This window comes from Sorangium sp. So ce448, assembly GCF_051520915.1.
Taxonomy (GTDB): Bacteria; Myxococcota_A; Polyangia; order Polyangiales; family Polyangiaceae; genus Sorangium; species Sorangium cellulosum_B.
Genome location: NZ_CP150343.1, coordinates 2,018,583 through 2,042,137, shown reverse-complemented (window position 1 = coordinate 2,042,137; position 23,555 = coordinate 2,018,583). Strand labels below are relative to the sequence as shown.

The 23,555-nt window shown below is 71.0% G+C and carries 17 protein-coding genes; 9 read left to right on the top strand and 8 right to left on the bottom strand.

Translation table 11 applies throughout. From position 1 onward, the window contains the following. Positions 1-380: 380 nt before the first annotated feature. Positions 381-569: a hypothetical protein gene (locus tag WMF45_RS07745; RefSeq protein ID WP_437716303.1), complete on the top strand. Its 189-nt coding sequence runs from the start codon at positions 381-383 to the stop codon at positions 567-569. A gap of 21 nt (positions 570-590) precedes the next feature. Here WMF45_RS07745 and WMF45_RS07740 read toward each other — a convergent pair whose 3' ends face one another. The 4 genes from WMF45_RS07740 to WMF45_RS07725 all read right to left on the bottom strand — a co-directional run bounded on the left by WMF45_RS07740 (position 591) and on the right by WMF45_RS07725 (position 5,745). Continuing rightward, a complete protein-coding gene (locus tag WMF45_RS07740) occupies positions 591-1,733 on the bottom strand; it encodes a hypothetical protein (protein WP_437716302.1) in 1,143 nt (380 codons plus the stop codon). Positions 1,734-1,873: 140 nt separating this feature from the next. Further along, the gene (locus tag WMF45_RS07735; RefSeq protein WP_437716301.1) at positions 1,874-3,046 is read right to left on the bottom strand and encodes a hypothetical protein; all 1,173 of its coding nucleotides are present in this window, start codon (positions 3,044-3,046) and stop codon (positions 1,874-1,876) included. Beyond that, positions 3,043-3,846 carry a sigma factor-like helix-turn-helix DNA-binding protein gene (locus WMF45_RS07730; RefSeq protein WP_437716300.1) on the bottom strand — a complete coding sequence of 268 codons (804 nt, stop codon included), beginning with the start codon at positions 3,844-3,846 and terminating at the stop codon, positions 3,043-3,045. Before WMF45_RS07730 ends, WMF45_RS07735 begins: the two co-directional genes overlap by 4 nt. Before the next feature lie 918 nt (positions 3,847-4,764). Next, on the bottom strand, positions 4,765-5,745 hold the full coding sequence (locus tag WMF45_RS07725; RefSeq protein ID WP_437716299.1) for an aldo/keto reductase: 981 nt from the start codon (positions 5,743-5,745) through the stop codon (positions 4,765-4,767). A 52-nt stretch (positions 5,746-5,797) separates the two neighbouring features. Here WMF45_RS07725 and WMF45_RS07720 point away from each other — a divergent pair, with 52 nt between their 5' ends. The 6 genes from WMF45_RS07720 (at position 5,798) to WMF45_RS07695 (ending at position 11,961) form a co-directional block, all read left to right on the top strand. Further along, entirely contained in the window at positions 5,798-5,971 is a 174-nt protein-coding gene (locus tag WMF45_RS07720) for a KOW motif-containing protein (RefSeq protein ID WP_437716298.1), read from the top strand. 423 nt (positions 5,972-6,394) lie between these two features. Next, positions 6,395-6,664, top strand: a complete 270-nt coding sequence (locus WMF45_RS07715) for a PqqD family protein (RefSeq protein ID WP_437716297.1) — start codon at positions 6,395-6,397, stop codon at positions 6,662-6,664. Then, positions 6,661-7,728 (top strand): ATP-grasp domain-containing protein, encoded by a 1,068-nt coding sequence (locus WMF45_RS07710; RefSeq protein ID WP_437716296.1) that lies wholly within the window; start codon positions 6,661-6,663, stop codon positions 7,726-7,728. The genes WMF45_RS07715 and WMF45_RS07710 overlap by 4 nt, the downstream gene beginning before the upstream one ends. Then, positions 7,725-9,068, top strand: a complete 1,344-nt coding sequence (locus WMF45_RS07705) for a diaminopimelate decarboxylase (RefSeq protein WP_437716295.1) — start codon at positions 7,725-7,727, stop codon at positions 9,066-9,068. Before WMF45_RS07710 ends, WMF45_RS07705 begins: the two co-directional genes overlap by 4 nt. Next, positions 9,056-11,323, top strand: coding sequence for an urea transporter (locus WMF45_RS07700; protein WP_437716294.1), 2,268 nt, complete (start codon positions 9,056-9,058; stop codon positions 11,321-11,323). The genes WMF45_RS07705 and WMF45_RS07700 overlap by 13 nt, the downstream gene beginning before the upstream one ends. Then, positions 11,320-11,961: a tetratricopeptide repeat protein gene (locus WMF45_RS07695; RefSeq protein WP_437716293.1), complete on the top strand. Its 642-nt coding sequence runs from the start codon at positions 11,320-11,322 to the stop codon at positions 11,959-11,961. The genes WMF45_RS07700 and WMF45_RS07695 overlap by 4 nt, the downstream gene beginning before the upstream one ends. A 30-nt stretch (positions 11,962-11,991) precedes the next feature. On the opposite strand, the gene WMF45_RS07690 is transcribed toward WMF45_RS07695, so the two are convergent. Continuing rightward, complete coding sequence (locus WMF45_RS07690; RefSeq protein ID WP_437716292.1) at positions 11,992-13,044, bottom strand: FG-GAP repeat domain-containing protein; 1,053 nt, start codon at positions 13,042-13,044, stop codon at positions 11,992-11,994. Between the two features lie 453 nt (positions 13,045-13,497). Here WMF45_RS07690 and WMF45_RS07685 point away from each other — a divergent pair, with 453 nt between their 5' ends. Further along, the gene (locus WMF45_RS07685; RefSeq protein WP_437716291.1) at positions 13,498-14,742 is read left to right on the top strand and encodes a hypothetical protein; all 1,245 of its coding nucleotides are present in this window, start codon (positions 13,498-13,500) and stop codon (positions 14,740-14,742) included. A 102-nt stretch (positions 14,743-14,844) separates the two neighbouring features. Here WMF45_RS07685 and WMF45_RS07680 read toward each other — a convergent pair whose 3' ends face one another. Continuing rightward, positions 14,845-16,545, bottom strand: coding sequence for a hypothetical protein (locus WMF45_RS07680; protein WP_437716290.1), 1,701 nt, complete (start codon positions 16,543-16,545; stop codon positions 14,845-14,847). A 387-nt stretch (positions 16,546-16,932) separates the two neighbouring features. Here WMF45_RS07680 and WMF45_RS07675 point away from each other — a divergent pair, with 387 nt between their 5' ends. After that, positions 16,933-18,252: an ABC transporter substrate-binding protein gene (locus tag WMF45_RS07675; RefSeq protein WP_437716289.1), complete on the top strand. Its 1,320-nt coding sequence runs from the start codon at positions 16,933-16,935 to the stop codon at positions 18,250-18,252. Positions 18,253-18,450: 198 nt separating this feature from the next. Here the strand turns inward: WMF45_RS07675 and WMF45_RS07670 are convergent, their stop codons facing one another. Beyond that, entirely contained in the window at positions 18,451-20,598 is a 2,148-nt protein-coding gene (locus WMF45_RS07670) for a TonB-dependent receptor plug domain-containing protein (RefSeq protein WP_437716288.1), read from the bottom strand. Positions 20,599-20,691: 93 nt separating this feature from the next. After that, entirely contained in the window at positions 20,692-23,550 is a 2,859-nt protein-coding gene (locus WMF45_RS07665) for a response regulator (RefSeq protein WP_437716287.1), read from the bottom strand. Positions 23,551-23,555: the final 5 nt, after the last annotated feature.

The following is a 23,555-nucleotide window of genomic DNA, read 5'->3' as shown; positions in this document are numbered from 1 at the left end:
GCCCCGGATCAGCAGAAAAACCGCCAAGCCGCCAAGGACGCCAAGGGGAGAGGGGAAAGCTGGCCGTCCGGGCATCCCCCCCTGTTCCCCGGTTTTCTTGGCGTCTTATGGCGTCTTGGCGGTTCGCTTCCCCGGCCGACTTCCCGCAGTAGAGTTCGAAATGTCGATCGTCCCCGGATGGCCACGGTCAACCGAGCGATTATTGGCAGAATCGCCGCCCCGCTAACCGGACGCGCATGGGTCGCGGACGTTCTCGCTTCGCTTGCAGGGAATCGACGGGGGACCGATCGATGCGTGCGGCTCACGTCGCGAATGCTCGCTGGCAGCGCACCCAGACCCAGGCGCGTAGCCACCCCTCGGACGTCCGGGCCTACGCGGCCATGAAGCGGCTTCGGGCCGAGGGGCGCGACACACTCGCCGAGTCGATCATGGCGTTCTGGGTGCGTGAGCCGGTCGGGCCGAGGGTCGGCTCGGGGCCGCTCGCACGCGCCCTGGTCGCGGCCCTCCGCGACGAGGAGCGCGGAGAGCTCACGGATCAGGTGGAGCTGGCGCCGAGCGCGAGGCGATGATCGCCTGTTCTTCTCGCGGGCTTATGCCTGGCAGCAGAAGGTCGACGGCTCGGCCGGCAGCAGCTCGCCGAGCGGCTCGCCGCCGCTCGGGGCGCAGCCGCCGGGATCCACGGCGACGACCTTCGCCGACTTGCTGCCGAGGGCGACGCCGGGCGGGGTGACCCCGCAGAACGACGTCGTCGAGCTCACGATGTTCGACGCGAGCAGGTCGGCGCACGCCCCGTCGCTGTAAACCGAGGCCATGATGGTGCACGACGCGCCCTCCGGCTCCCCGCAGCTGCACTCGGAGCAGCCGCGCGTGTCCTCGGCGCCGCCGTAGAAGACGTGCCTGTCCAGGTACGGTGCCTCGCACGTCACGTCGCCCTCGTGGAAGATGCACGTCAAGAAGCCGCCGGGCGGCGGGACCCCGGGCTGGTCCGGCGAGGGCATGCAGGTGCTGCGGTCACTCGGGCACTCCGTGTAGGCGCCTGGAACGCAGGCGAGCGCCCGGGTCTGCCAGGGATCGAGGCGAGCCGGCGGCGGGGGCTCGTCCACCCTGGGCGTGCATGCGGCGGCGGCGGTGACCAGCACGACCGGCGCGTCGATCGAGATCGACTGCACACACGACTTCCCGCCGCAATCCTGGCCCGCGGGGATCGCGGTCGAGGCGGTGCAGGCGCCGTCCCAGCCGGCGGGTGCCGCGAACGTGGTCGCGACGCTGCCGGGGTCACCGGGACACGTCATCGAAGAGTGCGCCGACCAGCCCAGGGGCAGCTGGCACGAGGCGGTGGCCGCGTCGGGCGGGTCGCACAGGCAGGCCGCGCAGGCGAGCGGCGCGGGCGCCAGGTCGGCGAACCCCTCGTAGCCGATGTTCGGCGCGGCGGCGGGGCAGGCGGGTACCTGGTCCCGCGGGCCGAACCAGAGGAGCGCCGGGCCGAACCAGCCGAGCGGCGCCGGCGGAACGCAGTCGCCGGCGCAGGCGGTTTCATCGCCGCCGCCAGCCCCACCGCCGTTGTCGTCGCCGCCGCCGGCCCCTCCGCCCCCCGCCTCTCCCGTGCCTGCCTCGGGATGGGGGCACCACGGCTGGCCCCATTCGACTGGCTGGCACGGGCCTTCGATGGTCGGAGTTTCGCCGCAGCCCGATAGCAAAAGAAGGCCGACGATCGAGAACGAGCAGATGCGCATGCCGCGCAGACTACCGGAAGCCGCTTCGTGCGCACAACAAGCCCCTTTCTTCATGCTGCCGATCGCGCTCGCCATTCCCTTGTCCTTTCCGAAATTATCGCCCGATGGTTGCGGCAGAGCGTGCTTTTTCCAAACGCCGTTCAGTATGCGGCCGTAATGCCCAGCCCGAAGGCTGTGCCGAGCGGCGGTGACGTCCAAATGACTGTTGCTGGCGTCGCTCTGTCGTACGGCCGACGCCTGAGCGCCGCATCGTCCACAATCCAGGTCGTCTCGGCGTACCCGAGCACGGACCACCTGCCGGAGAGGGGCCACTCGGCACCGAGCCGCGCCCCGAAGCCGAAGAGGACATCGCTGCGCGAGCGCATGGTCCACGGGTCCCGAGGGGTGAAGCGAACTGCACCGAGGGTGGCGAGCCCGCATCCGAGCAGCAGGCGGCCGCGATAGCAGGCCACAGTAGCCGCCGTGAACGCCCTGGTGCCGACAGGCACCAAGCCCACCTCCTGCGCCAAGGCGACGAGCCCCCTCCCCTCGACTGCGACCGACCACTCGGACCGGCGGACGCCCACGGCCAGCGTCATCCCGGCCGCGGCCCCTGGCGTGATCCCCAGGCCCAGCGTCGCCCCGAGCCCCGCTTCGAGCCGCAGTCGCTCCGGCGGAGCCGGCGCCGTCTCCGGCCGGGAGGACGCCTGGGGCAGCTGGGCCGGCCTAGGTGGCTCCGGCGCGGCACGCTGCGCTTGCGACGGCGTCGCGGGCGGCGAGGAGGGCTCGGACGGCGACGAGGAGGAGGGCTCGGGCGGCGGCGAGGCAGGCTCGCGTGGCGGCGAGGGCGCGCGCGGCGGGGATGCCGGCTCCGGCGCGCTCAGGAGGCGCGCCACGATCGCCAAGGCCACGCCGGAGAGCAGCTCCTCGCAGCCGCTCCGGGTGCCGAACCCGTCGGCCCACCGGGTATCGCCCTCCCCGTCGCGTAGCGCCAGCGCGGCAGTGAGCTCGGGTCCCTCCCGCGCGACGCGGACCGTGAGCAGCTGCGGCGCGCCGTCCTGGAATGGGTCGGCGCCGAGCCTGCGCGCCACCTCCGCACGCAGGAACGCGTCGCCAGGACAGCCTTCGGTGCCCGGACCTCGCACGAGCTCGATCCGCATCGCCGCCCGCGGCGCGTCCGGCGCGGCGCGCGCGTCCGCGATGCCGAGCAGGACGGTGGCCGCCGCGACGGCGGAACGCGCCGAGCGCCCCGTGCGCTCGGCGCCCCGGAGCGGGCCGAGGGCGCTGCGGGCCGGTCGCGCGCCGAGCCCCGGTCTCTCCCTGGACCGGCTCATCGCGCCTGCTCTCTTCCTGACGCGCCCGGCTCCGAAGGGGCGAGGCGCGCCTGGGCCGCCGTGCGAAGCTGCTCTCGCACGGACTTCAGCCGGCCTGCGGGGAACCGCGCCTCGTGCGCGGCGAGCTGCCGGAGCGCCCCGGCGGGGTCGCCCGTGGAGAGGCGCTCTTGCGCCGCGGCGAGCAGCCGGCGCTCGTCCACGAAGGCGTCCTCCCGCGCGCCGGCCGGCGGTGCCGCCCGCAGCGCCGCTGGGCACGGGCGCGCGGGCGCCTCGACCGCCGGCGCCACCGGCCGCGGTTCCATGGTTTGCTGCGATTGCTGCGACGAGGGTGCTGCAAGGCCGGCGCTGGTCACGGGCAGTTCATCGGCCAGCGCCGCCCCGAAGCGGCGCGCCCAGAGGGGCCGCGACGGGGCGAGGGCGAGCAGCACGGCCGCGGTCCCGGCGCCGCCCGCCGCAACGGAGCCGAGGGAGCGGCCGACGCGGGCAAGCCACGATCTCAGGCTCGATCCAGCAGGCGCGTGCGGCACCGCGGCCGGCGGTGCGGCGGCGCTCGCGCCGTCGTCGCGCACCAGGAAGTCCGACGCCAGGGGAAACACCAGCCAGCAGGCGCGCAGCGCCTGACGCTGCTCCGGGCGCAGCCGCTTGACGGCGGCACGGTAGTCCTCGCGGGCGAGGCGCAGCCGGTTGCTGGCGGTGTTGTAGTTGAGGCCGAGCTCGCGCGCGATGTCGACGAGCGGCATCTCGTAGATCTCGTAAAGGACCAGGAGGACCCGCCGCTCGGGCGCGATCGTCCCGAGCACCTCCCTCGCGACCTCCAGCCGCTCTTGCTCCGCGATGCGCTCCTCGCTGATCGGCGCGGGATCGACGAAGCGCGCGGGGGAGCATTTCCACCGCGGCAGCGTGAACGGAATTCCAGTTACGGTCGCGGGAGGTGCCTTCAGAGGGGGAGAGCGGTGCGTTCATATTCTCAAATTCCGCGGAGCTTCCCGGGGCCGTTTGTAAAAATGCGCCTCCCGGTGCGTGGGGTTGGAGGCACGCCTGCCCTGCACGCCGCCCGCGGTGGCAGGCGACCCGCTCCGCCGCCTTCGGCGCACCGCTGCGGTCGTCCCTGGCTAGCTCCGCCTTCCGCCGACGGCCTCCGCCACTGGCTTGCGGGTGATGGCTGCGATCCATCATTTGTTGACGGCGCGTCCACCGGGAAACGGGTGCGACCCTTCTGTCGCTGAAGGCACGTCCACCGCGGAGATGCCAGCGACCCATCTTGTTGTGGAGGCACGTCCACCGGGAGAGGTAGTGGTCGCATTTGCCCGGAGCGAGTTCACATGAAGGCGGGAAGATCATTGATCTTTTCTTCCCGCCTTCCCGCCTTCCCGCCTTCATGTTCAAACACGACCACTACCCGGCCGGGGGCGCCGGGACGGCTTCGGGCTTCCCGGCGGGGTCCCTTCGACGGGACCGCGCGAGGTCGTCGGCCATCTTGACGTAGGGCGCCAGCAGGAACGCGGCCAGCGCCTCGCTCCCCGGGATCTCGGAGAGCCCGGCGGCCCCCGCAGTCCGCTGCTCGAAGCGCAGCGGCGCGACCGAGGAGCCCGTAATCCAGATAGGCTTCGAGCTCCTTCTTCGCGTGCTGCGGTGTCCGGATGGCGATGGCGCCGTCGCCGATGTCGATCGATCGGTGGGGGTCGCGGGCCGGCTGTACCTGAGCACCGACGCCTGATCTACAATGCCCCCTGAACCGCGTGGGGCACGTACGGCTCCTCGAGGCTCGCGATCTCTTCGGGCGTGAGCTTCACGGAGAGCGCGGCCACCGCGTCGTCGAGATGACCGATCTTGGTCGCGCCGACGATGGGCGCGGTGACGCCTTCTTTTTGCAGGAGCCACGCGAGGCCGGCCTGGGCCCGGGGCACGCCGCGGGCCGTGGCGATGCCGGCGAGGCGGTCGACGATGGGCCGATCGTTCTCCATCGATTTGTCGTATTTGGCGTGCAGCACCCTGTCGGAGGCCTCTCTCGCGGTGGACTCGCTCCAGTCGCGGGTGAGGCGCCCGCCGGCGAGCGGGCTGTAGGGGATGACGGCCACGCCCTCTTCACGGCACAAGGGGAGCATCTCGCGCTCCTCCTCGCGGTAGATGAGGTTGAGGTGGTTCTGCATGGACACGAAGCGCGTGAAGCCGCAGTGGTCGGCGGTCAGCTGCGCGCGCAGGAGCTGATAGGCCTTCATCGCCGACGCGCCGAGGTAGAGCACCTTGCCGGCCTTCACGAGGTCGTGGAGCGCGGCCATCGTCTCCTCGATGGGCGTCGCATAGTCCCAGCGGTGGATCTGCAGCAGATCGATGTAGTCCATCCCCAACCGCTTCAGCGACTTGTCGACCTCGCTGTGGATGGCCTTGCGCGACAGCCCCATGCCGTTGGGACCGTCGTGCATGCGAAAGTACACCTTCGTGGCGACGACGAGGCGATCGCGGTCGTTCAGCTCGTTCAGCGCGCGCCCCACGAATTCTTCGCTGGTCCCGGCGCTGTACGTGTTCGCCGTGTCGAAGAAGTTCACGCCGGCCTCGTAGGCTCTGCGGATGATCGTGCGCGAGTCGTCGTAGTTCAGCACCCACTGGTGAAAATTCGGCTGAGGAACGCCGAACCCCATGGTCCCAAGGCAGATGCGAGAGACGTCGAGTCCGGATCGACCCAGTTTCACGTAGTCCATGGAACCACGGTACTTCCTTGAACCCCCGTGAGGGAAGTCCTCTCTTGGACCCGTGGACATCCAGAACGGAGATCGCTGCCGCGTGGTCGCAGGAACGCACAAGGACAGGTCGGGTACGGTCGAAGACCTGAACACCAGCAGGACGGGCGCCGTCACGATCACCGTGCGCACGGCCGACGGCGACCGGTTCAAGGCGCTCGCCAAGAACGTCGTCGTCGAGCGGTAGAAGGGACGGGGCGTGACCTCGACCAGGCGGGATTCGCACCCGCTGGACAGCGACCCCGATTTCTGAAGCTACCGCTCACTCCTTTCCTTCGGAACCCGCCTTGCCTGGTCGCACTCTGCTGCGCGAAGTTGCCCCGGTTCAGCAGAAAACCGCCACGGCGCCCGAGCCCGATCGGCACATCCGGGCGCTCGCGTCCGCCCATCTCGGGCCCCCGGCGTCGCGGGCGAGGCGCCGTCACATTTCTTGACCCGATCTCGCCCCCGGCGGGCACATGGAGGGCAGGCCGGCGCGCCCGAAGCGCCGCGCGGCCCCGCCCTTCGCGCCACGCGCCGGAGCAGCCGAGGTGCGTCCCGGGGGCGGAGGCGGCGCGCGCTTCATCACGGCCTTCGCACCCAATACATCCTTAACGACGAGGAGGCTCGCGTGAGCGCGATCCTGCGATTGAAAGAGCTTGCACTCAGCGACACCGGATTCGTGTTCGATCCCGCGTCGGGCGCGACGTTCACCGTCAATCCCACCGGCCTCTGCGCCCTCAACGCCATGAAAGAGGGGCTCTCGCGCGAGGAGGTCGCCGCCCGGCTCCGCGAGCGCTTCGACCTCCGCGGGGGCGACCCGGCGCGCGACGTCGGCGAGTTCGTGGAGCTCCTCCGGCAGCACGGCCTCCTCTCCGCGGAGCCGGAGGGAGCCCAGTGAAGGCGAGGCCCCGTACCATCGCCGTCACAGGCCTCAACGCGACCGACAACCCCGCTCCAGGCGTGGGCGTCATCCGGGCGCTCCGCGCGGGCGGCGACGCCTCGCTTCGCCTCGTCGGCCTCGCGTACGACGCGCTCGATCCCGGCGCGTACGCCGGCGACATCGTGAGCGACGTGTTCATGATCCCCTATCCATCGCAGGGCCTGGAAGCGTTCGTGTCCCGCCTCGAGTACGTCCACCGGCGGGTCGGGCTCGACGTGATCATCCCCACGCTCGACGCCGAGCTGCCCTCGTTCATCGACATCGCGCCGCGGCTCCGCGCGATGGGGATCGGCACCTGCTTGCCCACGCGCGAGCAGCTCGATCTCCGCTCGAAGGCGAGCCTCGCCGCGCTCGGCGCGCGCGCCGGCATCCGGGTCCCGCGCACGGCGGCCCTCTCGGACGCCGACGAGCTCCTGCGCATCCACGAGCGGGTGCCTTACCCCTTCCACGTGAAGGGCGTGTTCTACGGCGCGACGCTGGCGACGACCTTCGATGAGGCGGTGTCGGCCTATTACAAGGTAATTGCCCAGTGGGGCCTCCCCGTCCTCGTCCAGGAGCACGTGACCGGGGAGGAGTTCGATGTGGTGGCGGTCGGCGACGGGGAGGGCGGGCTCGTCGGCGCCGTGCCGATGAAGAAGATGCTCCTCACCGACAAGGGAAAGGGCTGGGCCGGTATCACCGTGCGCGACCCCGAGCTCGTCGGCATCGCGCAGGCCTTCGCCGAGGCGACGAGGTGGCGCGGCCCCTTCGAGGTCGAGGTGATGCGCGACGCGCACGGGCGATATCACCTCATCGAGGTCAACCCGCGCTTCCCGGCGTGGGTGTACCTGAGCGTGGCGGCGGGGATGAACCTGCCTCGCGCCGTGGTCGATCTCGCCGCGGGCGCGCCGATCGAGCCGCTCCGCGGCTACGAGGTCGGCGCGATGTTCGTCCGCATCTCGATCGACCAGGTCGCGCGGATCAGCGACTTTCAAAGCATGGTGACGACGGGCGAGCTCGTCCGTTCAGGAGGCCTCTCGTGAATAGCCCGGCCTACGAATCGCCCAGCATCGTCCGGCACCAGATGGGGGCGATGAACAAGTTCGGCCGCCTCCAGGGCGTGCGGCCGCTCACCCACATCGATGGAGTCGCCATCGCCGATCTCGTCGCCGAGCACGGATCACCGCTCTTCGTGTTCTCGGAGCGGGCGCTCGTGAGCCGCTACCGCGAGCTCCACGGCGCGTTCGCGCGCCGCTGGGCCAAGGTGCGGATCGCCTGGTCGTACAAGACGAACTACCTCGAGGCGATCTGCCGCACGTTCCACCGCGAAGGCGCCTGGGCCGAGGTCGTCTCGCCCTTCGAGTACGACAAGGCGATCCTCGCGGGCGTCCCGGCCGAGCGGATCCACTGGAACGGCCCCTACAAGCCCGACGCGGCGCTCGCGCGCGCGGTCTCCGGCGCCTCGATCATCCACATCGACAACCTCGATGAGCTGGCGCGGATCGAGCGGGTCGCCGAGCGGGTCAAGGCGCGCCCGAAGGTGGCCATCCGGGTCAACATGAACATCGAGGGCCTCGCGCCGTGGAGCCGGTTCGGCCTGAACCTCGAGTCCGGCCAGGCCAGGGAGGCGGTGAGCCGCCTCGTGAGCGGAGATCGCATGGAGCTCACCGGGCTGCACTGCCATATCGGCACGTTCATCCTCGACCCGGGCGCCTACGGCAAGGCGGCGTCCAAGCTGGCGCGCCTCGCCAACGAGATACGCGCCGCGCACGGGATCCGGCTCTCGTTCCTCGATCTCGGCGGCGGCTTCGCCTCGAAGAACACGCTCAAGGCGCAGTACCTGCTCGGCGAGCAGGCGTCTCCGTCGTTCGAGCGTTACGCCGAGGCCATCTGTGACGGCCTCGGAGAGCTCGACTATCCCGCGCGGGAGCTCCCGACGCTCGTCCTCGAGACGGGCCGCGCGCTGGTGGACGACGCGGGGTACCTGATCTCGACCGTCGAGGCCAAGAAGCGCCTCCCCGACGGGCGCAGCGGCCTCGTGCTCGACGCGGGCGTCAACCTGCTCTTCACCTCGTTCTGGTACAAACACGATGTCGTCCCGGCGCAGGAGTTCAGCGCCATGCAGGAGCCCACCGTGATGTTCGGCCCGCTGTGCATGAACATCGACGTGATGCGCGACACCATGCAGTTCCCGGCGTCGTCCCCGGGAGATCGGCTCGTGTTCCGCAACGTGGGCGCCTACAACGTGACGCAGTGGCACCAGTTCATCACCCTCCGTCCGGCGGTGGTGATGGTGGGCGAGGGAGGCGCCTCCTGCATCCGCCGCGCGGAGACGCTCGACGATTTCCGCGCCGTCGAGGACGTGCCGGCATGGCTCAGGTGATCCCCGCGCCGACGCGCCACGCGAGCGGCGCGGCGCACGGGACCGGGACGGCCCGGCGCCGCCGGGTCGCGGCGGCCGTGAGCTCGCTGCTCGCGAGCAGCGGCGTCGTCGAGATGGGGGAGTCGCTCCTCCGGGTCTATGCGCACATCCTGTTCTCGCGCTCGCCGGCGGTGGGGCTGCTCGTGCTGCTCGCGACCGCCACCGTGCCTCGCGCCTTCGTGTTCGGCGTCATCGCGGCGTGCGCGGCGAACGGGACCGCGCTCCTCCTCGACCTCGAGAAGGACGCCGTGAGGGACGGCTCGTACGCGTACAACGCGCTCCTCGTCGGCCTCGGCGTGGCGCAGTCGTTCACCGCGGACGGCCCCGCGGTCGCCGTCGCGCTGCTCGGCGCCGCCGCGTGCGTGGTGGTCACGGCCGCGCTGCGCTCGCTCACCGGTTCCGGTCCCGGCTCCGGCGGCGCCGCCGGCCTGCCGGTGCTCTCGCTCCCGTTCATCGTCGTCTTCCACCTGACGCTGAGCACCTCGGCGTTCTCCGGGCTCACGCTCGCGGCGCCCGCGCAAACCCCGCCCGCGCTCGAGGGCCTCCCCGCGCCCATCGCGCTGTTCGCGCGGTGCCTCGGCGGCCTCTTCTTCCTGCCCCGCGCCGACGCGGGCGCGCTGGTGCTCGCCGCGCTCCTCGTCCACAGCCGGATCGCCGCGCTCCTCGCGGCGCTCGCGTTCGCGGCGGCGCTCGGGCTCGCCTCGCGATGGCTCTCGCTGCCTGACGGCGCGCTCGACGTGCTCGGTTACAACGCCGTCCTCACGGCGGTCGGGCTGGGCGGCGTCTGGTTCGTCCCCTCGGCGTCCTCGTTCGCGCTCGGCCTGTCCGGCGCCGCCCTCGCCGCGCTCGTCACCGCCGGCGTGATGGCGCCGCTCGCGCGGCTCGGCGCGGCGCCGCTGATCCTGCCGTTCAACGTCACCGTCGCCGCCGTCCTCCTCGCGATGCGGCGGCGCGCGCGCGACGAGCGGCCCAAGGCCGTGGATTTCCTCCCGGGCACGCCCGAGCAGAACCTCGCGTACCTCCGCACGCGGCGAGCGCGCTTTCAACAGTTGCCACACGGGGTGAGCTTCCGGCTCCCGTTCCGCGGCACGTGGACGTGCACGCAGGCGGTCGACGGCGCGTTCACGCACAAGGAGCAATGGCGCCATGCCTTCGATTTCCAGGTGATGGGCGAAGATGGCCGGGCCTTCCGCGGCGCCGGGAGCGCGCCGCAGGACTTCCACTGCCACCGGCTGCCCGTCGTCGCGGCCGCCGACGGCACCGTGGTGAAGGTCGAGTCGACGGTGCCCGACAGCGACGTCGGCGCGTTGAACCTCGAGCAGAACTGGGGCAACCACGTCATCGTGGCCCACGCGCCCGGCGTCTACTCGATGGTCGCTCACCTCGCGCGCGGGACGCTCAAGGTCGTGGAAGGGCAATGGGTGAAGCGGGGCGACGTCCTCGGGCTCGCCGGCAGCTCGGGTCGATCCCCCGAGCCGCACCTGCACTTCCAGCTGCAGTCGACCCACAAGCTCGGCGCGCCGACGCTCCCGTGCCGGTTCAGCGACGTGGTCACCGTCGGCGAGGAGGCGCGGCTCTGGCCCAGCCTGGAGCCGCGGGAGGGCGACGCCGTGCGCTCCATCGAGGCCGACGAGGACGTGTCCGCGTACTTCGGCTTCACCTGCGCCGACACCTGGGCGTACCGCGTCGGCGCGTACGTCGAGCGCGTCACGTGCGACGTCGACGTCCACGGGCGGCTCCTGATCCGCTCGGAGGACCGCGCCGCGTCGCTCTTCTACGGCAGGAGCGACGACCTGTTCACGAGCTTCGACGCGGTGGGCGACGACGCGTCGGTCGTTCACCTGCTGCGCGCGGCGCTCCCGCGGGTGCCGCTCGAGGGCAGCGCCTCGCTCCGCTGGGCGGACACGCTGCCGGCGCGGCGGTTCCGCGCGTTCGCGCTCCGGGTGCTCGCCGACTTCGTCGCCCCCTTCCTGCCAGGCGACGGGATCGAGATGGACCTCAGGATGCGCCGCGAGGGCGACCTCCTCGTGGTGCTCGGCGAGTCGCGGCGGCGCGATCGCCGCGGCGAGCCGCTCGTGCGGACGCGGGCGGAGCTCACGAGGGGCCGAGGGCCGCTCAGGGTCGAGGTCACGGCGCAGGGCCGCACGCGGGCGGCGGAGCGGGTCGAGGGCGCCGGCAGCAGATTCACCGTGTCATTCGGCGAGGAGACGTCATGAGAGCGAGTCGATGGTTCTTCGTGATGCTGGTCGGTTGTGCGTTGAGCGGCGTCCCTTCCGGGGCCGCCGACGCGGAGGGGAGGCCGGCGGACCTGTTCCAGCTGTCCTATGACGCCGAGGCCGCCGGGAAGGCGCAGGACGCGCTCGCCGCGCTCGATCGCCTCCCAGCGCCGCAGAAGGATGGATACGTCGCGGAGCTCCGCCGCGGCTGGCTCTATCACAAGCTCGGGCGCAACAAGGAGGCCGTCGACGCGTACGGCAGGGCGAGCGCGCTCGAGCCGAGATCGGTCGAGTCGCGCGTCGGCGCGCTGCTCCCGCAGATGGCGCTGCGCCGGTGGGCCGACGTGGAAGCGACCGCGCGGAAGGCGCTGCAGCTCGACCCCGCGAACTACCTCGCGAGCCTGCGGCTCGCGTTCGCCCTGTACAACCTGGCGCGCTACCCGGAGGCGGCGACGATCTACGGCCGGCTCGCGGAGATGTACCCGAGCGACGTCGAGGTGCGCTCGGGCCTCGGCTGGTCGCTGCTCAAGATGGGCAAGGGCGGCGACGCGGCGCGGGAGCTCCGGCGGGTCCTCGACATCGCGCCCAAGCACGCGCTGGCCCGGGACGGCCTGCGCGCGGCGGGCGTTTCGAACTGACGTGAGCCCGCCGCGGATCGCCCGGGTCGGTCAGCCGCCGGGGGGGCCCACGATCACCGGCCCTGGCGAGAGGACGTGGGTGCCGTTCATCAACCACACCGCAATCTGGCTCGTCCCCTGGCGTTGCCACACGACATCCGACATCAGATCGGCGTTGACGTCGCCGGCGGCGACCGCTGTCCAGCCGTCGCCGATCGGCCCGGGGATCACCGGCCCCGCGTCGAGGAGCTCGACGCCGTTCATCAGCCAGATCGCAACGAGGCCCCTCTCCTCGTTGCTCCAGAGCACGTCCGACATGCCGTCAGCGTTGAAGTCGGCCGCCCAGAGGACTTCCCATCCCTCGCCGCTCGGCCCGGGGATCACCGGCCCCCGCCCGATGACCTCCGTGTTGCTCATCAGCCACACCGTCATCAGGTTGTGCACCTCGTCGTTCCAGATCACATCCGCGATGCGATCGAAGTTGACGTCGGGCACGGGGCCGATATCCCAGTCGCCGCCCGGCCCCGGGATGAAGGGGCCCGGCGCGAGCAGCTGGACGCCATCCAGCAGCCACACCGTCATCAGGTTCTGCTCGTGATTGTAAAAGAGCACATCCGAGGTGAGGTTGCGGTTGAAGTCGTTCGGCCGGATCACCCAGTCTCCGCCGCGCGGCCCGGGGAGCATCGGGCCCTGCGCGAACGGCCGGCCTCCGTCCGTCAGCCAGATCGTTATCAGGTCCCGCTCATCGTGACGCCAGAGCACGTCCGCCAGGCCGTCGAGGTTGAAGTCGTTCCCTATGGCGACCCAGCCTCTGCCGGCCGGTCCACGAAGGATCGGGCCCGGCGTGAGCAGCTGGACTCCGTCCATGAACCATACGGCCATGAGGCTGCGCTCGGGGTCGATCCAGAGCACATCCTGCTTTCCGTCGAAATTGTAGTCGATCACCTCGATGACCCGCCATCCGTAGGTGCTGGCCCGCTGTTCTGCGACCCCGAGGGTGGGCGTCGCAGCCGCCGCGGATCCGCCCTCGTCGAGCAGGTCGACGCCGGCCGCGCAGCCGAGCACGGCGTGGATCGCAGCGGCGGCACACAGATACTTGGTCACGACCACAGGACTCGTCACGCTCGCCTCTCTTGCGCCGCGTGCGCGGCACGGCCGCCGATCCTGGGGGGATGCCCGACCTCACCCGTGGGCACGCCGCTCACGCGCCCCCTGGGACGGCAAGCGCCAGTCCATTCGAGGCCGGCGTTTGCGCCGGGAGTGTTCGCGCTGTGTACGCCGCCGTGGCGCGCGCAGGGGAGCGCGCTCCACTCCACGCTTCTTGCAGGGAGCGTCGCCCCATAGGACTTCTATGCTCATCGAGCTGGTCTCACGGAGGACTCCCGAGCTCACGGCGCTCACGGACTGGCTGCACTCTGGCCACCGCCGCCTCGGAGTCGGAAGAAGAGGCCTCCCGGGACACCGGGACGCGGAAGGCGACGCACGGCTCCTCGGCGCACTCCACGCCTGAGTGGCTCCGTCTCTTCGCTGCTCTGCTCGCAACCCAGGGGAGTGAACATGTTTGTTCCCGACGTGAAGCTCGTGCTCGGCACGGCGATGCTGCTCGTTCCATCCATCACTTGCGTGAGCCCGCGGGATGCGTCCGAGGTGCCCGAGCGCGCGGACAGCGGCGTACGGGCCGGGGTCGGCGAGGCCCGGCAGGCCCTGTGTTTTGGTCAGACGATCACGAACGTCCTCGTCTTGCCGGACACGTTCCACTGGGAGGACGCCGCCCACCTGCTCCGCGTGGCGGAGGGGTTCGGCCCGCGGACCCTCAGCGTCTCCGTGTCGGCGAGCGTCACGCCGGCGGTGCGCGTGCTGAGCACCACCGCGCCCAGGGTGCCCCCGCCCCGGCCCGTGGCGCGCGCACGGGACAGTCGCGCCCCCAACGACCTCTGGCCCTTGCCGGCGCTGTCGGAGGACGAGCCGTTCGGGTTCTTCCAGCCCTTCCCGGGCGCGCCGGGCGGCCTACCGGGCGGCGACGACATCTGGGGCCCTCAGCCGTCGACGGGAATGCCGGGCAGCGGCGGCGGCTGGAGCTATCAGCCCGCGCCGGGCATGCCTGGCGGCGGCACATGGGGTCCTCAGCCTTCCTCGGCCACGTCGGGCACGTCGGGCGGCGACACGTCCTCGGACGCCCAGCCCACACCGGGACCGCTGGACGATTGTGTGCCGTCGGACGACCAGATCACCAGGGCGGTCGGCTTCGACGTGAGCGCGACCGTCGCGCTCGACGCGACCTCGGTCCTGTTCGTGCCCACGGCCGCGCTCGCGCGGGTCTCGGCCTATCCGGTCTACCAGCAATACACCTGGGATATCGTCAGCACCACCGGCTGGAACTGGGAGACCCATGCAGCGGAGACCGTCGTCGTGGGCTCTGGCATCGCCTACAGGCCGATCGGTGTCTATTTCGATACCGACCTCATCTATGATCTGGCCGCGATCGGCGGCGGTCTGATCGACCCGGGCCCGTACGTGGATCCCGGCGGCGGCACCGGCGGTGCGGGCAACGGTTCGACGCCCCCCGGTGACGAGGCGGGCAGCGGCGTCGGGACCACCGGCGTCGCGGCCACCGCCGCGGCCACCGGCAGCACGGGAGCCGGCGCTGGCGGCCCCGGCGATTCGGGATCCGGCGCCGGTGGCCGCGACGGCGCGGGCGGCGCCGGCGCCAGCGACGGCACGGGCGGCGCCGGCGCCAACGACGGCGCGGGCGGCGCGGGTGGCGCGGGTGGCGCGGGTGGTCCTTGGATCATCGATCCGTAGACCGCTGGCAGCGCCGGCACTTCACGTGGGGCGGCCGGCACCGGCGGGGGCTCGCAAAGCAGCCGACCAGGACGATGCGGCGCGCCGCCCAGCGCGCCGCCCCTACCGCGCCGCCCGCGCGATCTCGTCGGCCGCCCGCGCCCTCTCCTCCGCCGCCTTCGCGAGCGGCCCCGTCAGGAGCGCCTGCGCCTCACGGAAGCGCGCCGCCACGTCGGACCAGTAGCTCGCTTCCGCGCCCTGCGGGGCGGCGATCTGCTTGATGACGGCCGCGTCGTACGCCGCGATGCCCGCGTACGCCGAGGCGGGCTTCGCGCGGGCCACCCAGTCGAGCGCGGCGATGTCGCCCAGGCCGAGCCCCGCGAGCGGCGCCCGCCGCATCATGAGCGCCGCGTCCTCGGGGCCGTTGCGCAGGCCGAGCGCGACAGCGAGCAGCGCCGTCGCCTCGGCGGGGCGCGGGGTCTCCCTGGGCCACGCCGCGAGCAGCGCGGTCGCCTGATCGAAGTCCACCGCCCGCCAGTACAGCCGGCCGAGCTCGAGCCGCGCCCTCGCATAGAGGAGCCTCGACTCGGGCGAGAGCTGCGCCGTGCGCAGCGCCGCGCGGTGCTGGAGCGGGACGCCCCGGCCGAGCAGGACGCGCAGGAGCTCGGGCCGCGCCGCCGCCTCGGGCGCGATCAGGCGGCCCGCGTAGTACGTCGGCAGCCGGGCGGCGAGCCGCTCGACGGCCGACGAAGGGGGGGTGCCCGCCGCGAGCGGCGGCAGCTCCAGCGCGTCCAGCGCGTCGACGCGCCGGCCGCCGTAGAGGCGGGAGAGCATCTCGCGCGCGCCGTCGACGCGGGCGTCGCGGAGGACGCCGACCGACGAGAGCTCGCGCAGGCCGACGAGCGCGGCGTCACGGCCGCGGACCTTCCAGGGATCGAGCAGCTGATCGAGCTCGCCGTAGTAGACGTTGGCGAGCTCCGCGTCCTTCCGCATGCCGTCCGGCAGCGGCGCGGACCGGACCGCCTCGACGAGCCGCATGTCGGCCCGCCCGGACTCCACGGCGACGATGCCCTTCGCATAGAACGGAAGCTCGACGCCGCGCCGCCCGAGATCCTCGATCGCCCGGGCCTGCTCCGTCACCCACGCGAAGAGCGGCCCCTTGGTGAACGCGAGGACCCGCTGGACGTCGTAGGGCGGCCGCAGCGTCGGCGGCTCGGTCGCGGTGCGCGCGAGCCGGGCGGAGAGCGTCAGGCCGAGCAGCACCTGGTAGAGGTCGCCACGGAGCGCGGCGGGCGGCGCTTCGAGGAGCGGCGCGGCGACGGCGTCGCCGCAGGTGATGGGCGCGAGCTCGGCCCGGAGCGCGCGCGCGAGGCCCGCCTCGAGGCCCGCGCACGCCTCGACGCCCGCGAGCCGCGCGTCGCGCTTCGCGGCGTCGTCCTCGGCGAGCGCGGCGTCGAGCGCCTCGAGCGCGCCCTGCGCGTCGCCGCAGGGCTGCGCCGGCGCGACGGCGGCGCGCCGCACGAACGCCTCGCAGGCGCGCGGCGCGGCGGGCACGCCGGCCGGCGCCGGGGGGACCAGCGCGGTCTTCGGGTCGAAGGGCGCCGGCTTCAGGATCGGGAGCCACTCGTCCTTGAGCGTGCCGTGGACGGCGAAGGCCTCTTCCTCCGGGAGCGGCGCCGGCGGCGGGGTCGCCGGGCGGCCGTCGCCCGGCGAAACCGGCGCGTTCGGCGCGGGCGGAGGCGCCCCGGCGCAGGCCGCGAGGGAGAGCCCGATCGCGGCGGCGAGGGCGTTGAAGGCGAAGTGCGAGCGAAGGTGGGAGGGCATCACGTCTCCTTGGACACGGGCGGTCCGCAAAGGTTTCGCGGAGCAGCGGCGGGCGTCCATCACAATCCGAGCGGGGGCGCAACCCGGGCGCCGGCGACGGCACGACGCCGCGGCCGGCGCCCGACCCGGGGTCTCTCTCTCGGTCACGCTCTCACCACAGCCCGACAGCCGCCTTCGACGCGCATCGATCGCAGAACGCAAACAGCAAACCTTGTGGTGCGCATCGCACCCACGGCCCTTGACAGCTCCGTCCTCAATGCGATGTCATCGTCTCGAAGGACAACCATGTACACTGGGATGCCTACCGTTCGGGACTGCCTCCATCGAGCCGGCGCGTGGCTGGGTGCTCGCAGGCGACGCATGCGCTGTATGGAGACCGGGCTGATTGTGGGACTCGCGTCCCTGCTCTCGGCGTCCTGCTCGTCGACGGCGCCCGATGAGCCAGATGAGCCAGAGAACGCCATCAGAATCGGGGCCCTCGTCCCCTTCTCCGGGGGCGAGTCGGCCATCGGCCGCAACCTCGAGCAAGCCATGTTGCTCGCGGTCCAGGACCTGAACGCCGCGGGCGGGCTCGAAGGGAGGCCCTTCGACATCGTGAGCCGAGACAGCCACTCGAACCGGGACCGCGGGCTCGACCAGCTGCTCTCGCTGATCTACACGGATGATGTCCGCTACCTGGTAGGGCCCGAAGAGAACGAGCTCGCCCGCGAAATCGCGATCGAGGTGAAGAAGGAGAACCTTCTCCACATGCTGCCGAGCTATGCCGCGCCCTCCATCGCGCGCCGTGAGGACGAGGGCGGCAGGGTGAGGCTCGCCCCTTCCCCGTTCGGCATCGGCTGCGCGCTCGCGAAATACATCGTCAGCGAGGGTGTCCGCACGGCCAATAGCCTCTCCGCGCGGGACGACTACAACACCGCCGTCAGCACCGAGTTCACGACCCATTTCGCGGCGCTCCAGGGCAGGATCCTCCCCTCGGTGACGTTCAAGCCGGACGCACCGACGTACAAGGACAAGATCAAAGCCGCCTTCTACCTGGACGACGAGACGGAGCGGGCGCCGGCCGGCCGCACGCTGCTGGCCGCCTATCCCGCCGCCGCCTCGACCATCGTGACCGAATGGACCGTCCACGGGCGTCCGGGCAAGTGGCTCCTCGGGCCTGCGTTGCACACCCAGGTGTTCCTCTCCAACATCCCTCAAGGCGCGCTCGATGACAACTCTTATGGGATCTCGCCCTCGCTCAGCCTGCGGAGCGAGTGCGGCCCCGCCCCCGGCGACTCGACCGGGGAGGCGCTCACCTGCACGCACTGGAACGCCGACGCCTTCGCCTATCACTTCTCCCGCCGGTGGAACGGCGAGGTGCCGTTCCCCGCAGCGCACTTCTATTACGACGGCGTCGTCCTCATCGCGATGGGCCTCGTGTACGGCTACGCGACCACCGGGCAGATCATCACGTCCGGACGCGAGCTGCGGCAGACGATCCTCGAGCTCAACGACCCCAAGAACGACGTGGCCCTGTGGTGGGATCTGAAGACCGCGATGGCCAAGCTCCGCGCGGGGACCCCGCTCCGCTACATCGGCGCGGCCGCCGAATACGAGTTCGACTCCTACGGGGCGAGCCAGAATCACATCATGGAAAGGTGGACCATCAAAGGCGACAAGTTCGTCGATGGCGACCCCTTCGACGCCAAGTGCGTGGTCCAGCAGTGATCTAGAGCGCCGCAGCTTGTTAGAGCGGTTCTCAGCTGAGCCTGGCACGAGCGTCGCAGAGCGGCGGTCACCCGCACAGGAGACGGGTCCAGATCGGCGTTTTCGGCGCGGAAGCGCACTCCTGTGCGCTGAGCACCGAAAACGTCGAGATGGGCCCGTCTCCTGTGCGGGTGACCGCCGCTCGCGGGTGACCGTCGCTCAGTAGCGGTGTCGTAGCTCGAAGAAGATCTCGCGCGGCTCGAGCGGGTACTCGAAGCCCGAGAACCCGGGATCCGGGCCGAAGGTGCCGAGGATGTTCTTGGCGCGCACGGCCAGGGTCGTCTCGTGCCCCGGGATGATCCACAGGTTGCGCGCGACCAGGCTGGCGTTCCACCTGAGGTACGTGGGCAGCTCGAACGCGCCGCCCTTCTCCAGGGTGCTCGCCTCCGCGGACCGCCGGGGCCCGACGAGGATCCCTTGCGTCGAGAGCTCCAGCGGCAGGAAGCTCGGCGACGGCAGCTTCACATAGGCGCCGGCGCGGGCCATCCAGCTCGGGTACGCGACCATCGACGAGCCGACCAGATCCGCCTGGTACCCCACCTGGCCGGTGTCCCGGGTGGAGTGCACGGTCTCGAACGACCCGTAGCCCCCGAAGGCGTCGCCGTGCCGCAGCTCGGCGCGGGTCGCCCAGATCAAGGACTTCTGGCTGGCGATGTTCAGGGCCGTCTGGTTGATGCCCCGCGGGACGAACTCAGCCTTGTCGTTCAAGAGGCTGTACGACACCCCCGTGCTCGCCGAGGCCCAGACAGCAGGCCTCCACGTCAGCTCCGCGTCCACGGTGTGGATGAGCTGGGGCGACAGGCGCTCGTTCCCGATCACGTCGCCCGGCACGAGGGGCTCGGCGAAGAGCAGGTACGGGGACGGCGCCTTGAAGGCGCTGCCGTACAGCAGCTTGGCCACGACCGTCTTTCCCAGGTGCGAGGTCGCCCCGAACCGACCGGTCAGCTGATTGCCATACTTGCTGTGGTGATCATAGCGGAGCCCGCCCGTGACCTTCAGCCACGGATCGAGCACCTTGAGGTTGGCGCTAAGGAGCGCCCCGATGTCGACCAGCTCGGCCGATTGCTGCTCCCGCTCCGGCGAGCCGAAGGACTGCCCCGTTTCCTTGGTGACCCGGCGGAAGGACGGCAGGTCCTCCTTGTCGTAGACGGACTCCAGATTCAATATCAGGTTGAATCGGTCCCACGGCATCCACCGGGCCTCGACGCTCGCGTCCACGCCGCGATACGCCATGCGCCGCTCGATGTAGTACCAGCCGCCGGCGAGGTCGATGCGGTCGTCCGGCAGGACGCCGCCCTGGAAGTACATCCCCTGCACCGCGAACGCGAGCTCCCGGTTCAGCTGGTAAAGCCCGTCGACCGCCACGCGACGCTGCTGGAGGCTGACCACCGTGCCGGCACGGTAACCCTCGTCGTCCGTCCCGCCGGTGAGCTGCGCCCATTGCGCAAAATCCCCGCCGCGCCGGAGGCCTGACCAGTACGCGCTGAGCACGAGGTGGTGCCCACGCTCGGGATGGCGATACCCGAGCCGCGCCCCGACGACCCCAGACAAACGCTCGAGGTTCTGGGCGTCCAGGCGCCCCGCGTTGTAAGGCGGGATGAGGGGAGCCGGGGACTGGGTAGGCATCTCCAGGCCACTTCGATCATCGAGCTCCCCCGCGGCCGTCAGCATCATCTCGAAGCGGTCGGTGAACATGCCGCCCACGACGTCGAAACGGCCGCGCGGGTGGTCCCTCGTCACGCCGACTTGCACCGTGCCGTCGACGAAGGGAATGTCCTCCGGATCGAGGGTGATGATGTTGACGACCCCGAGGAACGCATCGGCGCCATAGAGCGCCGACGCCGGACCGCGGACGATCTCGATCTGCTTGATGGACGACAGCGGGATCAGCTCCGTGCCCAGCCAGTTGCCGCTGGTGGTCCGGAACGCGGCCGATCGCCCGTTGATCATCACCTTGATCCCGCCGCTCTCGGCCCCCAGCCCGCCCGTCATCCCCTGCACGCCGGCGTTCGGCAGGATGTGATCGTCGATGAGATAGAACCCGACGACGTGCTGCAGCACCTCGCCGACGCTCGTGTATCCCCAGCGCTGGATCTCTTCCGCGGTGATCGCCGTCATGATGGCGGGCGCGTCGTCGAGGGTCTCCAGCGTCTTCGTGGCAGTGGACACCTCGACGTCGAGCAACCTCAAGAGGTCGACGTCCTCGAGCGCGTCGTTCCGGCGCTCGCCCCCCACCGCCTTCGGCGCTCCCGGCGCCGTCGCGGTCGTCGGCTGGGCCCATGCGAGACCGGGGATCGAAGCGATCACCAGCGCAACCATCCACCGGGTTTCGAGTGAGGCAAGCATCATGCGGGTTCAGTGGGCTCCAGACATTCGTCCATCATCGATTCGGCGCGATCGTCACGTCGCCTTGGCGGTCGCGGCGAGCTCCTCCTTCAGGGCAGCGCTCACGGAGTCGAACTCGTCACGTAGCCGCGTGAGGTCGTCCGCCTGCGGCAGCTCGCCTTGACCCGCGGCGAGCTGCATCTTCTCCGCCAGCTCCGCGACGCGCGCCGCGCCGATCGAGAGCATGCTGCCCTTCAGCTTGTGAGCGTTCGCCTTGATCTCTGCAGCCACGGCGCTCCGGATGACCGCCTCCAGGCCATCGAGCTGCCCCGGCACGTTCTTGAGGACGAGCTCGATCAGCTTCCGCGAGCGCGGGACCTCCGGGTCGAGCACCGGCGCGCGCGCCGCCTCCAGCTCGGGGGCGGAGGGAGACCGCGACGACGCAGGCTCGTCCCGGCTCAGGACCACGTGCCGCCACAGGGTCTTCTGCAGAGATTGAGGGCGTACCGGCTTGGCCAGATAATCGTCCATCCCCGCCGCGAGCACCCGGTCCCGCTCGCCGACGAGCGCGTGCGCCGTCAGCGCGATGATCACCGTGTGGCGATTCCGCGAGCGCTCCCAGGCGCGGATCTCCTGGGTGGCGGTGTACCCGTCCATCACCGGCATCTGGCAATCCATGAGCACGGCGACATACCGCTTTCGCTTGACGCACTCGAGAGCCTCCTGGCCGTTGCACGCGGTCTCCACGCGCAGGCCCAGCTGCTCGACCTGTTCCATCGCCACGTAGCGGTTGATCTCGTTGTCATCGACGACCAGCACGGGGAGCTTGCTCGCGATCTTACCCGGCTCCGCGCCGGGCTTGCTAGGCGGCGGGGTCGAGGCGCCCGTGAGCGCGCTCTGCAGCGTGTTGTACAGCTCGGAGACGCGCAGCGGCTTGGGGAGCTGCGTGACCATGCTGGAGTCCATCCCGCTCAACGTCACGCTCGATCCCATGTGATAGAGCGCCACCACGGGCAACGTCTGCAGCGCCGGGACCGACTGGATGGTCCTGAGGAACTCCTCGAGGCCGAGATCGTCCATCTGGACACCGACGACGGCGGCGCTGAACGGCCGCTTCTCCAGCACCGCGAGCTCGAGCCGGTTGATCGCGTCCCTCCCGGAGGACGCGGACTCGGCGTCGAAGCCCCACGCCACCAGGTGCTCCACAACGACGTCGCGCCAGCTCCTGCTGTTCTCCACCACGAGCGCGCGGCGCCCGCTCGCCCACTCGGCGGAGCGGATCTGCTCGCCTCCGGCGGTGACGCCGACCCGGATCGTGAACCAGAACCGGCTGCCCTGCCCCGGCGTGCTGTCGAGGCCGACCTCGCCGCCCATGACCTCGACGAGGCGCTTGCTGATCGCGAGCCCGAGGCCCGTGCCGCCGTGCTTGCGGACCAGCGAGCCGTCCACCTGCGAGAAGGCCGCGAAGAGCTTCTTCTGGTCGTCGGGCGCGATGCCGGGGCCGGTGTCCACAACGGCGAGCTTGATGAGCGCCGTGGCCTTGTCCTGCTGAGCCTGCGGAGAGATCGAGGCGTCGATCAGCACCTCTCCGCGCTCGGTGAACTTGATCGCGTTGCCGACCAGGTTGGTGAGCACCTGGCGGAACCGGTCGGGATCGCCCACGATGCCCGTGGGGACGCGGCGCTCGACGCGGTACACGAGCTCGAGGCCCTTCTCGTGCGCCTGGCTCGCCATCAGCTCCGCGACCTCCTGGATGACGAGGCGCAGATCGTAGGAGACGTGCTGCGCCACGTACTTGCCGGCCTCGAGCTTCGAGAAGTCGAGCACGTCGTTGATGATCGACATCAACGTGTTGGCGGAGGCGTCGACGGTCTCCACGTAACGCCGCATCTTGCCGTCGAGCGACTGGTTCTGCATGAGCCGGATGACCCCGAGGATCCCGTTCATCGGCGTCCGGATCTCGTGGCTCATGTTGGCGAGGAACTCGCTCTTCATCCGGGACGCCTCGAGCGCCTGCTCGGTCTTCACGCGCAGCTCCTCGAACGCCTGCTCGTTCGCCTCGACCATGCTGTTGAAGGCCGATCCGAGCAGCTCGAGCTCGTCGCCGCTCGTGATCTGCACGCGCTCCCACTTCTTCCGATCCACGATGGGCGATTCGGTCGGCGGCGCGCTCGAGCGGAGCCCGGTGGCGATGGCCCCCGCCGCCGTGCGCAGCGCGAGCAGCGGCTCGGTGATGTGGACGGCGACCCGCTTGACGAGGAAATAGCTGGCCGCCCCGCTGCCGAGGATCAGCGCCACGATCAGGCCGAGCGTGGTCACGAGCCGGTTCGCGGCGAGGTCCCGGGCCTGGACCATGCGCTCGACGACGCTCCTCGTGCTGATGCCGTAGATCACGCTCCCGGCGTGGGCCCCCTCCGAGACGACAGGGGCCGCGACCTCGAGGACGTCCTCCCCGCCCAGGGGGTTCTGCCGCCGCCGCAGCACGAGCCGGGACTGGTGCGCTGTGCTGATCCCGAGGGACTCCAGGTCCGCCGCTGTGTAGTTCGGCGACGCCGGGCCGGGCGCGTCCTTCGAGGCGTGCGCCCGGGCCAGTCCGCTCGCCGCCCAGACCCGGTTCTCCGCGTCGAAGAACACCCCGTAGGCGATGTCGTTGTTCTCCGAGACGGTCTGGTGAATGAGCGCCTTGACATCCCCGAAGAGGTTGTCCGCCACCAGGCTGCGAAGGGCCAGCGCCTGGTTGAAGCCGAGCAGGCGCGCCTTCTCTTCCAGGCTGCTCAGGAGCTCCTGCTCACGCTTGGCCTGGACCGCGCGATCCGTCGAATAGATGAGCGCGCCGCTCGCGAGCAGCGTGGTGCCCCCGAGCAGCAGCAGCGCGCCCAGGATCAGGCGAAGCAGCTTGATGCGGAGCGAGCCGTGGGTGTTCGGGGTTGCCATGCACT